Source organism: Bradyrhizobium sp. LB11.1 (assembly GCF_040549385.1).
In the GTDB taxonomy this organism is placed as follows: Bacteria; Pseudomonadota; Alphaproteobacteria; order Rhizobiales; family Xanthobacteraceae; genus Bradyrhizobium.
In genome coordinates this window covers 157,354-171,312 of sequence record NZ_JBEPTH010000005.1, presented here as the reverse complement: position 1 = coordinate 171,312, position 13,959 = coordinate 157,354, and the positions used below count along the sequence as shown (strand labels likewise).

Genomic DNA, 13,959 nt, shown 5'->3' with positions numbered 1-13,959 from the left:
AAGCGGAAGCGTGCCCACCACTTCTAGATGGTGGGCACGGCGCAAGTGCGCCTTTGCCCACCCTTGGGCTGAACTAGCCTTCCACAGCGAATATCAAACCCGCATTGTCCTGCAGCCGCCTGATCAGCTTGTGCTGCATCGCTGCGCCCGGTGTCCAAAGCCCGGCCGGGACATCGGGCGTGTCGCGCAGCAGGCAGATCGCGCATTCGGAAATCATCTTCGCCGTTGACGCATAGCCGGGATCGAGATCGCCCTTCACCGCCGCGCGCACCTGACGGCCATCGGGCGCAATGGCGACATAGAGCAGGTCATAATGGCCGTTGTCGCGCTCTTCCTTCGACGGTCCCTCACCGGGCTTGAGCGCCTCGGGGCCGGTCTTTTCGCTGTTGGCGGCCATGACGAGCCTGGCGTTGGCTTGCCCTTCGTCCCCCGCTCCCGTCAGTACCATCTCGTCGTAGACGAAATCCCGGCCATACGGGAATCCCATCAGCATGTTGGAGCGATGGACGTTGCGCGTGTTGAGCATCGCCATCGCGAACGGGGCGGCCCAGGATTGCAAATCCTCCTCGAAGACCGGCCGGTTGCCGCGCGGCTGCTTGGGCCCTTCGAAGCCTGGCGTGAAAGCAAAGGGGTCCTTGAGGATCGAGACCAGGCTGAGGTCCTGCGCAACCGCCTCGAAAGTAACCCTCGCACTCGCCGAGGTGCCACCGGAGAACTTCCAGCTGAGGTCGCGGACGCGCCCCTTGACGCGAGGCGCTGGCGCTCCGAACACACGCCTGGCTTCCTCCTGCACAAAGAACGCACCGAGCTCGAACGGAATTGAATCGAAGCCGCAGGAGAATATGATGCGCGCGCCGCTCGTCCTGGCGGCCGCTTCATGCCTGTCGATCATCTGCTTCAACCAGATCGGCTCGCCGCAGAGATCCATGTAGTCGGTGCCTGATGCGACGCAGGCGCCAAGCAGATCTGCTCCGTAAAGCTGGTACGGACCAACAGTGGTGACGACCAGCTTCGCCTGATCGACCATCGCGCGCAACGACGCAGGATCAGCTGCGTTCGCAACGATGAGAGGCGTGTCCGCGGGTGCGCCGATCGCGTCGCGAACGGATTCGAGCTTGTCTCTGCTGCGCCCGGCCATCGCCCATCTCGGCGCCCCATCACCGATGTAGTGCGCGGCGAGGTACTCGGCCACGAGCTGGCCGGTATATCCCGTTGCGCCATAGACGACGATGTCGAACTTCGCGGGCACAGATCATGCTTCCTGCAAGGCCGCGGACTTATGCTTCCACGGCGAACGTCAGCCCCGCATTGTCCTGCAGCCGCTTGATCAGCTTGTGCTGCATCGCTGCGCCCGGTGTCCAGAAGCCGGCGGCGACGTCGGTCACGTCGCGCAGCATGCAGATGGCGCATTCGGAGATCATCTTCGAGGTCGAGCCGTAGCCGGGATCGCGGTCGCCGGTGACGCCGGCGCGGACCATGCGACCGTCGGGTGCGATCGCGACATAGAGCAGATTGAAGAGCCCGTTCTCGCGCTCTTCCTTCGATGGTCCCTCACCCGGCTTCGGCGCGCTCGGGCCGGTCTTCTCGGCGTTGGCCGCCATCACGCGCTTCGCGTTCGCCTCGCCCTTCTCGCCGGGTCCGGTCAGGACCATCTCGTCGTAGACGAAGTCCTGGCCGTAGGGAAAGCCCATCAACATGTTGGAGCGATGGACGTTGCGGGTGTTGATCAGCGCCATCATGAATGGCGCCGACCAGGATTGCAGGTCTTCCTCGAGCAGCGACCTGTTGCCCTTCGGCTGCTTGGGACCGGTGAAGCCCGGCGTCAGCGCGAACGGATCGTTCAGGATCGCGATGAGGCTGATGTCCTTGGCGACCGCATCGAAGGTGGCCTTCGCACTCGCCGCAGTGCCGCCCGACAGCGTGCCGCGCATGTCGCGCACCCGTCCCTTGACGCGCGCGGCGGGTGCACCGAACACACGTTTGGCCTCTTCCTGCACGACGAACGTACCGAGCTCGAATGGCACGGAATCGAAGCCGCAGGAGAATACGATGCGCGCGCCGCTCTCCTTTGCTGCCGCCTCGTATTTGTCGATCATCTGCCGCATCCAGATCGGCTCACCGCAGAGATCGAAATAATCCGTGCCGGTGGCGACACAGGCCGCGAGCAGTTCCTCGCCGTAGAGCTGATACGGGCCGACCGTCGTGATCACCGACATCGTCCGCTCCGCCATCGCCTTCAGCGATGCTGCGTCGGATGCGTCGGCCACAATCAGCGGCGTATTCCCTGGCGCGCCGATCGCATCGCGTACCGCCTTCAGCTTGCCGAGGCTACGGCCCGCCATCGCCCATTTGAGCTGCTTGTCGTTCTTGTAGTGCGCCGTCAGATATTCGGCGACGAGCTGACCGGTGAAACCGGTCGCGCCGTAGACGACGATGTCAAATTTCGCAGAGCTCATGGTCGACCTTTATTTCTTCGCGTAACTCACGCCCATGCCGGCACGGACGTCGCTTTGAATCCCGTAGGGCGGGATTGGATAGCGCAGGCCGTTCTTGGCCAGCGCCTTCATGCCCTCGATCGCCTTGGCGAGATGCTCGGGCTTCAAGGCCATCAGCATCTCCTCGTCCGGCACGCCGCCATAGCGCCGTTCGGCATAGCATGGCAACGACAGGCTGGGCTCTCCGGTTTTCATTGCCCTCCCCCAGGAATCTGCGCACGCGGTCTCACCGACCACGCCCCACTCAAACTTCTTGTAGCCGGTATATTGCAGCCCGTTGATCAGGATGATCATCTGGCCGGGCGTTGCGTAGACGAGGCAGATGTCGGGCGGATCGAGCCGCCCGCTCGCAAGCGGACTGACGGCCAGCGCCTGATACTGGCCGAACGGAACCACGTCGAGCGCCTCCTGGCGCTTGCGCGCATCCTCCGCGGTTCCGTGCCAGACACCGACATAGTTTTCGCCGGCGAGCCATTTGTCGTCCTGCGGCGCGAGCCCGATCACGGCACGACATTGCGCGCCGACGAGATCGTCGCCGGTGATGCCGACGGTCCAACCGAGCCGCGAGGCCATGCTGACGATCTGGTCAGTGGTGTGGACCGCGTTCGGCCGCCGGATCTTCGGGACCGCCTCCATGTCGGCGACGCGCGCGAACAGCTTCATGCCGATCACCGTGGTCTTCAGCCGCAACAGATTGTTGAGATCGGTGACGAGGCCGGCGAGATCGATCGTATCCGCGGCTAGCTGCTGCATGGCTTCCTCCCGGCGCGCCCCTATTGCTGGGCTACTGAGGCCTGTTCTAGTCCTTGGCCGGCCCGGGAAGCAACTCGCTGGTCCTGCCCATGAGACGGTAGGCCACGAGGCCGATCCATTCGCGCACAGCCGTGTCGGTTCGGCGGAGACCGTCCGCGCCGGCATTGGTGAAAGAGAACAGATCGTCGCGTCCACCCATCCGCCAGTCCACGGGATAGGCTTCGACGTCAAATCCGGCCTTGCGGAAGATGCCCATCGAACGCGGCATGTGATAGGCCGAGGTGACCAGCAGCCAGCGCTCGGTCGGCTTCGGCGAAACCAAACGTTTCGTGAAGATCGCATTCTCGTACGTATTGCGCGACTCCCGCTCGACAATCAGCCGCTCCCTCGGGATGCCGGTATTTTCCAGGATCGGCGCGGAATAGTCGGCTTCCTTGGCACCGGTTGCCACCAGGTTCCCGGAGCCCCCGGTGAAGACGATCCGCGCATTCGGATAGCGGCGCGCAAGCCCGGCTGGCGCCAGCAGGCGATCGGCCGCGTGCGAGACCACCGGAGTGTGATGTGCCGCCGACAGATCGGTATCGACGGAGCCGCCCAGCACGATGATGCCGTCGGGCGCACCGCGCGACGGATCCCACGCTGGAAAGCGCGACTCCAGCGGATAGAGCAGTAGATTGCCGAGCGGCGAAAACGCAGCGAGCGCGAGCAGGACCAGCGTGGTCGCGGCCAGTTTGCGGCCGAGCCCGGCAAAGCGCGTTGCCATCAGCACGACCGAAATGATCCCGAGCTCGACCAGAAGATTGATCGGCAGCACTGCGGCACCAACCGTCTTGGAAAGGACGAAGAACAGGAGAAACCTCGCGGAATGATCGTGTCATGCGCGGGCTTGACCCGCCCGCCCATCTTCAGAAATCTTCTTGGAAGAGGATCGATTGCCAGGTCAAGCCCGGGCATAACAAGATCTCATGACAAGTTCTGATGAAACCGATTGGACGCGGCAAATGACCCATCATCACCTGCATTCAAGTCCCGAAACCTGCCACTGGGGCTTCTTTGAAGCCGCGCTCAAGCCCGTCCTCACCATCGCCAGCGGCGACGAGGTGACCGTCGATACCATCAGCGGCGGCCCGGACATGCTGCCCGACCGCAGCAAATTTCACATTCCGCCGGAGATGTTCGAGGTTCACGCCAAGAACGAACGCATGCTCCCCGGCCACATCCTGACCGGCCCGATCGCGGTCGAAGGCGCCGAGCCCGGCGATGTGCTCGCAGTCGAGATCCTCGATGTCCAGCTCCGCCAGGACTGGGGCTGGAACATGATCAAGCCGCTGTCGGGCACCCTGCCCGACGATTTCCACGAGACGCGGATCCTCAACATCCCACTGGATCGGTCGCGGATGGTCGGCCGGATGCCGTGGGGCCTCGACCTGCCGCTGAAGCCGTTTTTCGGCGTAATGGGCGTTTCACCGCCGCCAGCCTGGGGCCGCATCTCGTCGCTCGTTCCGCGCGCCATGGGCGGCAATCTCGACAACAAGGAGCTCGGCGCCGGCGCGACACTGTATCTGCCGGTGTTCGTCCCGGGCGCGATGTTCTCCTGCGGCGACGGTCATGGCGTGCAAGGCGACGGCGAGGTCTGCGTCACCGCGATCGAGACGGCGTTGCAGGGCCGCTTCCGCCTGACGCTGCGCAAGGATTTGCGGTTCGACTATCCGCGCGCGGAGACGCCGACCCATTACATGACCATGGCGATGGACCCCGATCTCGACCAGTGCGCGGTGCGGGCGCTGCGCGACATGATCGTGCTGCTTGGCGAGACGCGAAACCTGTCGCGCGAGGACGCCTATACGCTGTGCAGTCTCGCGGCCGATCTGCGGGTGACCCAGACCGTCAACGGCTCCAAGGGCATCCATTGCATGATCGAAAAGGCGATCGTGCACGGCTGACCTCGCCGGCACCTCCTGACCGCTCCACGCTCCGCGACCGCCCGAACGTTCCGGGCGGGCGCTCAGTCGCGCCTGATTTCCCGCGCGATTCCAACGGGCTAAGCGACGAGCACAACCGGCAATTGACTTCCACCCCCGAACCTAAATAGAGTCTTAATCGTTACTTTTATGTACCTGAGTAAGAGGCTAGCGTTCGGGCCATGGCCACCGAAAAAGCCGAGACTGACCGCATTCCCGTAACCTTGGCGCTCTCGACCATCACCTATCTGGAGAAGTTGGTGAGACAGGGCACCCACGGCACCAGCGTTCCAGGCGTCGCACGTACCTTGATCGAGGAAGGCATCCGCCTCGCCATCAAGGATGGGCTTTTGTCGATTCGCGACAATGGCAGGACGTGAGCGCGCGCCGAACGTGAAGCGGACGGATCTCAGCGACGGTTGGTCGATTGTCGCAACCTGGGACCGTTACAAATGGCTGTTCTCTCACCAACCTGGACCAACGAACGAATTGAACTTCTGAAGCAGCACTTCGAGGCCGGTCTGTCCTGCCGCGAGATCGCCGCCGACATCGGCGTCAGCCGCAACGCCGTGATCGGCAAGCTGTCCCGGCTGAATCTCACGCGCGGCCGCTCGGTCGACGAGCGCAGGCACCATGACAGGAATAGCGCACCGCGCGCGCCGAAAGCGGTGCCCCGGCTCCAATTCGCAATGCTCGCCACGATCTACGGCGAAGCGGACGGGCCCGTCGCGCCCGGTCCGATCGACGCGGCCAATCGCTGCTCGCTGATGGAGCTCGGCGAAAACCGTTGCCGCTGGCCGATCTCGACGCCCGGCGCCGAGGATTTCTGCTTCTGCGGTAACGCCGCGCACGACGGCCAGCCCTATTGCGCCGGCCACAGCCGCCTCGCCTACCGGCCGAACTCCCGCGCACGTGTCATGCGCGGCTGAAGCCCGCCGTGCCCAGCTCCACAACGAAAAACCTCCGGCAGGGCACTACCGGAGGTTTCTGGAGGCTTAGCGTGAAGCCAAGAGCCGTGACTTTTCGAAATCGGCTGAAGGCAATATAGCTGAGCCACTCAGGTAAGTAAATAAAATTGGTGCCGATCGAATCGCATAGCTCGTCTTCGTCGCTCGCGTAGGAGATTTCCGATTATCAAAATCAACGATTCATCAAGAAAAAACCCCGGCGGTTGCCCGCCGGGGTTTTCTAGTTTGCGCGATCGATGATCAGAAGTTGCGCTGAGCGCGCAGCAGCATGCTCACCGAGTTCTGATCCTTCAGCTCGTACACAGCTGCCGGCTTCGCCGCGGAGGCAATGCCCGGGCTCGCGATGGCGCCAGAGTACTTCTGGTCCAGACGCGACCAGCTCAGGTCGGCAGTGAACGCCAGGTTCTTCACCGGAGTCCACACGGTGTTGACACCGAGGACCGAGAAGTTGAAGTCCGGATTGCAGGTCGAACCTGCCACGGAGATCGCAGCGAAGTTGGTGCAGATCAGGGCCTTGCCCGTATTGCCGTACTTCAGCTGAGCATAACCACCGTAGATGGCGCTCGCCCAGTTCGGGCTCCAGTTGTGGGTATAGCCACCACGGAGACCCCAGGTCTTGACGGTATCGATGCCGGTAGCAGTTCCAAAGACGCCGTCAGAAAGACCGGCGAAACCGGTGCTCTGATACGCCGTGCTGCTGCCGCTGAACATGAAGAAGCTCTGCGGAAACAGGCTCTGGAAATTGTAACGAGTTGCACCGTCCGTGTAGACGGCCTGCAGGTTGATGTTGTCGCCCGCACCGGTCGGGATGTTCTTGATCGACAAGGAGCCCTGCACAGCCCAGCCCCACTTGTCTTCGGGGTGACCGCTGACTTCCGTCGCGCCGTAGTAGCCGGCATGGAGGTCATGCGCGACAACCGAAAGCTGGGCTAGACCCCAAGCCTGGTCAACACGGACCGCACCAATGATATCGGGTGAACGCGTTCCACCCCAACTGTTGGCACCGTAGACACCCGTCACGAACTGAGAGGCCGTACCCGCCGACACGTTCCAGAGGTTCGACTGGCCGTTCGACGCCGTCGTTTCCTCCTCCAACGCGAGCGAAGCGGTGATGCCTTGGCCGAAGTCGGCCGTGTAGGCAGCCTGGTTCACACCGTTGACGTGGTTGGAGCCGCCCGGAATGGAGTCGGGACCGCCAGCCGGATAGCTCTGCCACGGGGCATCGAAGATCGAGACCGTGCGGCCGAAGGTGAAGCCGGCGAACTGGATGAACGCATGGAAGAGACCGAGCGCCGGCGCACTGGGCGAGATCGCCGACGGGCTACTGCCGGTGACGTTCGACGTATCATAGGTGAAAACCATGTCGGCGTAGGTGCGAACAACGCCGTATTCGGTCGCCGTGCGGGTATCGACGTTGAGGTCGAAACGAGCGCGGCTGTAATAGTAGTTGGTCAGACGGTTGTTTGACCCACCGTTCGCAGAGCTGGTGCTGTTATTGAAACCATAGTCGCCAGCGCCGCCGAGAATTGCGTCAGCGCGCAGGTAACCACCCAGCTTGATGCAGGTGTCGGTGCCCGGCATGTAGTAGAAACCCGCACCGTAGAGCGAGCAGATCTTCACGTATTCGACCGCCTTGGCCTTGACCGGAAGATCAGCCGCCTGAGCTCCACCGACGGCGATCAGGGTCGCCGCAGTGCCGAGCAAAAGGCTCTTCACCACTTTCATATAAAACCTCCAAGTTGCTCATTTTACGGAGACCGGACCGTGAGGCCCCCCAGATCCCCGTCTCTTCATCAAATCCGCTCGGCCGCTTCGCGCTTTCGGACGTACCCGCATTCGACGCGAGGGACGTAAGCGAACCACCTGCAACGGGACGATTGAGAACCCCCCACCGTCACGATCAATATGCCTGCGCCGTTCCGTTAATCAAAATAGTTTATTAGATCAGCTTTCCGGTTTCCCTAACTCTGTGTCCGCAGCGCAACACCCGATTCTGACCCCGAAAATACTGATCTGATCATATTTGTAATTTCTGTGACACAATAACCCTGCTCTGCACTTGCGTCAGGGCAGACTTGCGTGGACTATGACCACGCGAACACTGGCCAGAAAGAAATCAGTTTGCGGGAGTGAATGTGTCAGCGACGAGGAAAGAAGGGGCGCGCCTCCGCTCCGTCGGCAATCTCGATATCATCAGGCGATTCACCTGGGAGATATCGTCGATCAACATGTATCTGGAGGAGCTGCGTCAGTTCTGGGCCAGGACGCTCGGCATCAGCGGACCGCAATGGCTGATCCTGATGGCGATTTCCGACCTCGACAAGGACGACGGCGTGCCCGTCAACGTGGTCTCCAAGCTGCTTCATGTCGACCCGTCCTTCGTCACCACCCAGTCCAAGCTGCTGGAGAAGAAAGGCCTGCTGCGCCGCCGCCCCTCGCCGACCGACGCCCGCGTGGTGCGGCTGTCGTTGGTCGAAAAGACTCAGAAGCACATTGCGAGCCTCAACGAGCAGTACAAGACGATTCGCGAATTCGTCTTCCAGGAGTTCGACGAGAACGAACTGACCGAATTCACCACGAAGCTCGCGACGCTGAAGACCCGGCTCGAGAAGGCCTGCGTCAGGATCTCCCTCGACTTCTAGGGCGCAAAGCCGCTTCTAAGCTCAGCGGCCGCGCTCAGATCCGCTTGCCGGTGGTACCGAGCCGCGATTCGAGCCAGTCGAAGATGTATTCGTTCGCGAGGCTCGGATTGTCTGCGTGGGCCTGCGCCGCGCCGGTCTCCGCCGCGGTGAACACCTTGAGCACAATGTCCGAACTGCCGAGCCGGGACTTCTGCACGATCTGACGCGCCCGGTCAGCCTCGAGCCAGCCGTCCTCGCCAAGCGTGATCAGCACCGGACATTCAGCGCCCGAGGCCATCAGCGGCGCATGCGGCACCGGGACGATGCTGAGGTCCCTCATCGCAAAGCGGCTGGCAAAAAACGACCGCTCGTGCAGGTCCCAGAGGCCGCCGTCGCAGACAGCCGCAGCAAACCGTGGCTCCTGCAACACCGCGCGTGCCACGAAAGAAGAGCCCCACCCGTCGGCCACGATCGCGACACGATCGAAATCGACGTCCTTGCGCTGCTCCAGATAATCCATCGCGCTGGCAACCGAGCTTTCGAGATCCCGGCGCTGCATAAGCATGTCGGTGTAATCGTCGCGTTGGTCGCCCAGCAGATCCAGGGCAAGCATCGACAACCCGCGCTCGCGCGCATGGGGCGCGAGCTTGAACAGGAACTCTTCCTTGCGGTGGCCGGGCTCGCCGATGCAGATCACCGTCGGTGCGCGACCGTTCGCCGCAGGCGCAGGCAGGAAGTAGCCCTGCAACGCATGTCCTTCGGCCCAGGGAATCGTCACGACCTCGCCGGCCGGTCCGCGCGCCGTGACGAATCGGCGGGCGCATTCCTGCATCGCAAGGACCGCGACCCAGCGGCGCTCGTCCGCGGGATCGAGCGGCATCGCGGCCGCGCCGTAGTAATTCATCGCGCGCAGCCAGTTGCGCTGCGCCGTCGCCAGATGGCCTTCCGCAAACGCCGCCTCGGCGCGCTGCCGGTTGGCTTGCGCAAGCCTCTTCCACTCGCGATGCCAGGACTGCTCGTCACCGCGCTTCAGCTGCCGCGCGATCATCAGGCATTCGGCGATGGTGGCGCCGCCCTCCTGGGCCGCGGTGAGCAGCCGCGTGAATTCAGCGGAGATATCCTCTCTCTCCGGGCAAAGGACAAAGTCGTCGGAGAGGCATGCGGGTATCATCTGAGCTACGCTCTATCGTGGCATTACCCTTGATTGGGTAAACTATTTTAGTTCGCCAACCAAGCTGGCTTGCGCCGAATGAGACACGTTCGAGATCACCATCGCTTGAACGCATGTCATATGTCGCATGCGTGACATTCCGTATCGTCATAAGACGACGAATGCGCGCGGGGCGGAAGGTCAAGTCACCTGAGTAAAATGACTCGCGCGCCTCTTGCGATGATGATCATCATGCCTACATACGCGCGCGATCGTCGATGGTCTCAGCCAAGCCGCCAGCCGACTTCCTGGGTGAAACTTTCGTAGAAGGCGCGGTCATAGGCTTGCTCGGGCGCCGCGCGCACCCGCCCGTCGAGCAGCTTGGCGTCTTCGCCCACCAGGATGCGCCAGCGCTCGGCCTTCACGCCGTCCAGGATGATCTTGGCGGCCTGCGCGGCCGTCGTCGGAGCATCCTCGAGGAAGCTGCGGGCGCGTTCGGCGAACCCCGCCTGGATGTCGTCGTCCGACATTATGTCAGCATCTGGCACACCGGCCGCGACCATGCGCTTGCGGGTCAGCACGATTTCATCGGGATTGAGACGCTCCGATCCATCGCCGCTCTGCACCTTGCGTGAGTTGGAGACGATCGAGGTGCCGATATGGCCGGGCATCACCACCGAGCATTTGACGTGCGGCGCGTGCAGGCGGAGGTCGTTGATCAGCGCCTCGCTAAATCCCTTCACCGCGAACTTTGCCGAACTGTAGGCGGTGTGCGCCTGGTTCATTCCGATCGAGGCCCAGAAGCCGTTGACGCTGGCGGTGTTGATGATGTGGGCTTCATCGGCCTTGACCAGCATCGGCAGGAAGGTGCGGACGCCGAGATAGACGCCACCCCAGCAGATGTTGAAGGTGCGCTCCCACTGCTCGCGCGTGTTGGAGAACAGGCTGCCGCCACCGCCGATGCCGGCGTTGTTGAACAGCAGATGGATCTTGTCGGTCTTCTGCTGATCGGCGAGTTCATCGCGAAAACGCTTGAGATGATCCTCGATCGACACGTCGGCGACATGCGTGGTGACGCGCAGGCCCTGCGGCAGCTTCTCGACTTCGCAGAGCCGCCTGGTCTCCGCCATCGCGGCTTCCGAGACGTCGCACATCGCGACATTGCAGCCCTCGGCAACAAGCTGCCGTGCGAGTTCGCGCCCCATACCCGTGCCACCGCCGGTGATGACGGCGATCTTTCCAGCAAATTCCTTCATGGGACTTCGGCCCCTCCCCTTATCGGCATGTTTCTTCGTCGTTGGCGCGTCGCGCATGCGGCGCGCGCGAAATCTAGCAGCGCCGCATCAGCAGGTAAAAGCCAATCGGCGCCGCTGTCTTCAACATCAGTTATTTCGACGTGCAGACTATTCGGCTGCTTCGACGCGCACCCCATTCAGGGCACCGAGTGCCTCCAGCGCCTTGCGGGTCGCAGCCTGCTGTGTCGCCGAGGCCTCCGGCATCGGTGCACGCGGATAGGTTCTCGGCAGGCCCTGGAGAGTCTGGGCGTAGCGGGTACAGGCCGGCAGATTGTCGGCGATGACGGCGTTCCACAGCGTCAGCAGCTTCTTGTGCAGCTCCAGCGCGAGCGGATGGTCGCCCGCCTTCACCGCATCCCACAGCGCCACGGAAGCATGCGGCGCAGCGGTCAGGATCGCGGCGATCGAGCCATGGGCTCCCAATGTGTAGGACGGATACATCAGGGCATCGACCGCGCTGTAGATCAGCTTGTCCGGCGCCATCATCATGAGGTCAGCAAACAGCTTGAGGTCGCCCGCGCTCTGCTTGACACCGACGACCAGCGGCACCTCGGTCATGATCCGCGTCAGCAACGCCGGCGACAGATACGACCATGGCACGACGTTGTAGATGATGATGGGCATGCCGGTCTCATCCGCCATGGCGCGAAAATGCGCCACCATCGCCTCGTCATCGGGCTTGAACAGGTAGTGCACCGGCGTGACCTGGAGTGCGGCCACATTCATGTCGCGCACGAGCTTGCCGCGGCGGATCGCATCGCGGGTTGAGTCCACAATGATGCCGGCGATTACGGGAATGCGTCCCTTCACCGCATCCACCGTCGCTTCCATCAGGTCGCGATATTCCTCGTGGTCGAGCGTGTGCCCCTCGCCGGTCGAGCCGCCGGCCGCAACGCCATGCGCGCCGGCACCGATCATCCAGTCGACCTGGGGCGCCACGAGCTTATAGTCGATCTCGCCGTCTTTCCGGAACGGCGTCGTCATCGGCGGGATCACGCCGGTCGGTCGTGCCTTCATGGTCTGCCCACGCGTTTCCTTTGGTCCTGTGGCGGTCCCGCTCTTTTGACGAGTATCCGCACGCTTCCGAGCCTATCGGCTGTGCCGGCCTTGTGAAGGGCGGCTCGCGCGGCGCTGCCCCCACAATCGCTCATTCCTGCCATTTCCTTGTGAGTTCCCCGTAGTTGTCCGGCTTCGGTTTAGGGATAATCTTTTTACAATCCGAATCGTCAAATGGGGTTGGACGCTGGGTCGAGTCGGCCAGGCCAGCGTGTTGTTTGCGTCACAGGCTCTGGCACTCCGCTTGCATCCTCTTCGTGATCGAAACGACCGATGAGGTGACTGGAATGTTCATAACCGTCGTTGCCGTGCTCTGCCGGCTTAGCGCTGCTGCCTCAGGCAGCTGTGTCGAGGAAATCGTGACCGACAGCAACATGACGCCCGATATGTCGATGATGGCGTGTGCTGTCGGTGCGCAGGCCCCGCTTGCAAAATGGATGGGCGAGCATCCGATCTATCACGCCAACTGGCGCCTTGACCGCTACAAATGCGTGCCGGGTCACTACGAGATCAAGAGCCACGCCTAAGGCTCCGCAAAACTATTGATATCGAGGAAACGCCCGGGGCCGCCCTTTCCCCGCGCGAGCTTGCAGCGCCAGAGCCATTGCGGCGGCGCCTGCGTGACAAAGATCACGCCTTCCCCTTACACCACCGCACGCAGAATATTCGCGCGCGCCTGCCTTCCCTCCGGCGTCGGCATCAGCGCATAATTGTGCGGCTGGTCACGGAGCAGATGCAGATCGACCGACACGCCCGCCGCCCTCGCCCGCTCCGCAAGATCGACGCTGTCGGGATAGAGCAGATCGCGCGTGCCTGAAAAGATCGTCATTGGTGCGAGCGAACGGAAGGCACCATTCAACGGGCTGACGAAGGGATGGCCGATATCGAGCTCGCCGGCATAAAGCCGCCCCGCCTCGATGATTCCCGGAATGTCCTGGATCGGATCGCGCGCCGCGATCTCGACCTGCTCCAGACGGCTGATCGATGCATCGGCCGCAGGCGAGATCAACACCAGCCGGTTCGGTTGCCGATGGCCGCGGTCACGTAGCCATTGGCACGCGGCAAGCGCGAGGCCCGCACCGGCCGAATTGCCGACCACCGTGACCTTTGCCGATCCAACATCTTCCAGCAGCATCCGCAACAGCGCGGCCGTCGCCGGCACGACGTCCTTGGCGGTCGCGCGCGGCGCAAGCGGATAGATCGGCACGACGCAAACGACACCTGCCTTGCGCGTCATCTGCCCGACGAAGCGCCAATGCGCGGGCACGATCTCGTTGATGTAGCCGCCGCCATGCAGGAACATCACGTGGTTGCAGCCTTCGTGCCCCGATGACGGCGCGGTGTAATAGACCGGCCATCCGCCCATCTTGGTCAGCGTGACCTCGACGCCACGGCCAAGCCCGGTAGGCTCATATGAGGCTGGCGCCAATGCGAGCTTCTGCACATGCGCCTGCACGGCCTCCGCTGAGGCAAGCTGCTCCTTGATGGGGAGCTGCCCGAGCAGCAAGTTGAAGACGCGGCTCTGCAAGCTCGGCGCGGGATCGCCTGAAAGCTTCGCCCGCGAGAAATGTCCTTCGCAAAGCCGCCCGATCGACAGCATCTTCGCAACGCTCATGCTCCTGCCCTCATTTGCTGCGCCGGCCGACGCCAACTTGCTTCT

Annotated in this window: 14 protein-coding genes; 5 read left to right on the top strand and 9 right to left on the bottom strand. The window is 62.8% G+C overall.

What is annotated here, in order from left to right; genetic code table 11:
• Nucleotides 1-73: 73 nt before the first annotated feature.
• Genes ABIA96_RS15125 through ABIA96_RS15110 form a run of 4 tightly spaced genes read right to left on the bottom strand, consistent with a single transcriptional unit; the run spans nt 74 to nt 4,062 of the window.
• A complete protein-coding gene (locus tag ABIA96_RS15125; RefSeq protein WP_354137845.1) occupies nt 74-1,249 on the bottom strand; it encodes a saccharopine dehydrogenase family protein in 1,176 nt (391 codons plus the stop codon).
• Between the two features lie 28 nt (nt 1,250-1,277).
• Nucleotides 1,278-2,456, bottom strand: a complete 1,179-nt coding sequence (locus ABIA96_RS15120) for a saccharopine dehydrogenase family protein (RefSeq protein WP_354137844.1) — start codon at nt 2,454-2,456, stop codon at nt 1,278-1,280.
• Between the two features lie 9 nt (nt 2,457-2,465).
• A complete protein-coding gene (locus tag ABIA96_RS15115; protein ID WP_354137843.1) occupies nt 2,466-3,248 on the bottom strand; it encodes a DUF169 domain-containing protein in 783 nt (260 codons plus the stop codon).
• Nucleotides 3,249-3,294: 46 nt separating this feature from the next.
• Nucleotides 3,295-4,062 carry a YdcF family protein gene (locus tag ABIA96_RS15110; RefSeq protein WP_354137842.1) on the bottom strand — a complete coding sequence of 256 codons (768 nt, stop codon included), beginning with the start codon at nt 4,060-4,062 and terminating at the stop codon, nt 3,295-3,297.
• 187 nt (nt 4,063-4,249) lie between these two features.
• Between ABIA96_RS15110 and ABIA96_RS15105 the strand changes: the two genes are divergently transcribed.
• The 3 genes from ABIA96_RS15105 to ABIA96_RS15095 all read left to right on the top strand — a co-directional run bounded on the left by ABIA96_RS15105 (nt 4,250) and on the right by ABIA96_RS15095 (nt 6,138).
• Nucleotides 4,250-5,191: an acetamidase/formamidase family protein gene (locus ABIA96_RS15105; RefSeq protein ID WP_354137841.1), complete on the top strand. Its 942-nt coding sequence runs from the start codon at nt 4,250-4,252 to the stop codon at nt 5,189-5,191.
• 200 nt (nt 5,192-5,391) lie between these two features.
• Nucleotides 5,392-5,589 carry a hypothetical protein gene (locus tag ABIA96_RS15100; protein WP_007603456.1) on the top strand — a complete coding sequence of 66 codons (198 nt, stop codon included), beginning with the start codon at nt 5,392-5,394 and terminating at the stop codon, nt 5,587-5,589.
• Between the two features lie 72 nt (nt 5,590-5,661).
• The gene (locus ABIA96_RS15095) at nt 5,662-6,138 is read left to right on the top strand and encodes a GcrA family cell cycle regulator (protein WP_354137840.1); all 477 of its coding nucleotides are present in this window, start codon (nt 5,662-5,664) and stop codon (nt 6,136-6,138) included.
• Nucleotides 6,139-6,417: 279 nt separating this feature from the next.
• On the opposite strand, the gene ABIA96_RS15090 is transcribed toward ABIA96_RS15095, so the two are convergent.
• On the bottom strand, nt 6,418-7,902 hold the full coding sequence (locus ABIA96_RS15090) for a porin (RefSeq protein ID WP_354137839.1): 1,485 nt from the start codon (nt 7,900-7,902) through the stop codon (nt 6,418-6,420).
• A gap of 410 nt (nt 7,903-8,312) precedes the next feature.
• Here ABIA96_RS15090 and ABIA96_RS15085 point away from each other — a divergent pair, with 410 nt between their 5' ends.
• Complete coding sequence (locus tag ABIA96_RS15085) at nt 8,313-8,819, top strand: MarR family winged helix-turn-helix transcriptional regulator (RefSeq protein ID WP_354137838.1); 507 nt, start codon at nt 8,313-8,315, stop codon at nt 8,817-8,819.
• 34 nt (nt 8,820-8,853) lie between these two features.
• Here the strand turns inward: ABIA96_RS15085 and ABIA96_RS15080 are convergent, their stop codons facing one another.
• The 3 genes from ABIA96_RS15080 to ABIA96_RS15070 form a co-directional block, all read right to left on the bottom strand.
• A complete protein-coding gene (locus ABIA96_RS15080; protein WP_354137837.1) occupies nt 8,854-9,969 on the bottom strand; it encodes an alpha/beta hydrolase family protein in 1,116 nt (371 codons plus the stop codon).
• Nucleotides 9,970-10,232: 263 nt separating this feature from the next.
• Nucleotides 10,233-11,204 carry an SDR family NAD(P)-dependent oxidoreductase gene (locus ABIA96_RS15075; RefSeq protein ID WP_354137836.1) on the bottom strand — a complete coding sequence of 324 codons (972 nt, stop codon included), beginning with the start codon at nt 11,202-11,204 and terminating at the stop codon, nt 10,233-10,235.
• Nucleotides 11,205-11,351: 147 nt separating this feature from the next.
• Nucleotides 11,352-12,260 carry a dihydrodipicolinate synthase family protein gene (locus ABIA96_RS15070; RefSeq protein ID WP_354137835.1) on the bottom strand — a complete coding sequence of 303 codons (909 nt, stop codon included), beginning with the start codon at nt 12,258-12,260 and terminating at the stop codon, nt 11,352-11,354.
• Between the two features lie 326 nt (nt 12,261-12,586).
• Here ABIA96_RS15070 and ABIA96_RS15065 point away from each other — a divergent pair, with 326 nt between their 5' ends.
• A complete protein-coding gene (locus ABIA96_RS15065) occupies nt 12,587-12,826 on the top strand; it encodes a hypothetical protein (protein WP_354137834.1) in 240 nt (79 codons plus the stop codon).
• Nucleotides 12,827-12,942: 116 nt separating this feature from the next.
• Here ABIA96_RS15065 and ABIA96_RS15060 read toward each other — a convergent pair whose 3' ends face one another.
• Entirely contained in the window at nt 12,943-13,914 is a 972-nt protein-coding gene (locus tag ABIA96_RS15060) for an alpha/beta fold hydrolase (protein WP_354137833.1), read from the bottom strand.
• Nucleotides 13,915-13,959 lie beyond the last annotated feature (45 nt).

What these genes read in the sequence shown, in the direction of transcription:
- ABIA96_RS15120 (WP_354137844.1), bottom strand. Translation starts at nt 2,456, where the DNA reads ATGAGCTCTGCGAAATTTGACATCGTCGTCTACGGCGCGACCGGTTTC.
- ABIA96_RS15115 (WP_354137843.1), bottom strand. Translation starts at nt 3,248, where the DNA reads ATGCAGCAGCTAGCCGCGGATACGATCGATCTCGCCGGCCTCGTCACC.
- ABIA96_RS15105 (WP_354137841.1), top strand. Translation starts at nt 4,250, where the DNA reads ATGACCCATCATCACCTGCATTCAAGTCCCGAAACCTGCCACTGGGGC.
- ABIA96_RS15100 (WP_007603456.1), top strand. Translation starts at nt 5,392, where the DNA reads ATGGCCACCGAAAAAGCCGAGACTGACCGCATTCCCGTAACCTTGGCG.
- ABIA96_RS15095 (WP_354137840.1), top strand. Translation starts at nt 5,662, where the DNA reads ATGGCTGTTCTCTCACCAACCTGGACCAACGAACGAATTGAACTTCTG.
- ABIA96_RS15090 (WP_354137839.1), bottom strand. Translation starts at nt 7,902, where the DNA reads ATGAAAGTGGTGAAGAGCCTTTTGCTCGGCACTGCGGCGACCCTGATC.
- ABIA96_RS15080 (WP_354137837.1), bottom strand. Translation starts at nt 9,969, where the DNA reads ATGATACCCGCATGCCTCTCCGACGACTTTGTCCTTTGCCCGGAGAGA.
- ABIA96_RS15075 (WP_354137836.1), bottom strand. Translation starts at nt 11,204, where the DNA reads ATGAAGGAATTTGCTGGAAAGATCGCCGTCATCACCGGCGGTGGCACG.
- ABIA96_RS15070 (WP_354137835.1), bottom strand. Translation starts at nt 12,260, where the DNA reads ATGAAGGCACGACCGACCGGCGTGATCCCGCCGATGACGACGCCGTTC.
- ABIA96_RS15065 (WP_354137834.1), top strand. Translation starts at nt 12,587, where the DNA reads ATGTTCATAACCGTCGTTGCCGTGCTCTGCCGGCTTAGCGCTGCTGCC.
- ABIA96_RS15060 (WP_354137833.1), bottom strand. Translation starts at nt 13,914, where the DNA reads ATGAGCGTTGCGAAGATGCTGTCGATCGGGCGGCTTTGCGAAGGACAT.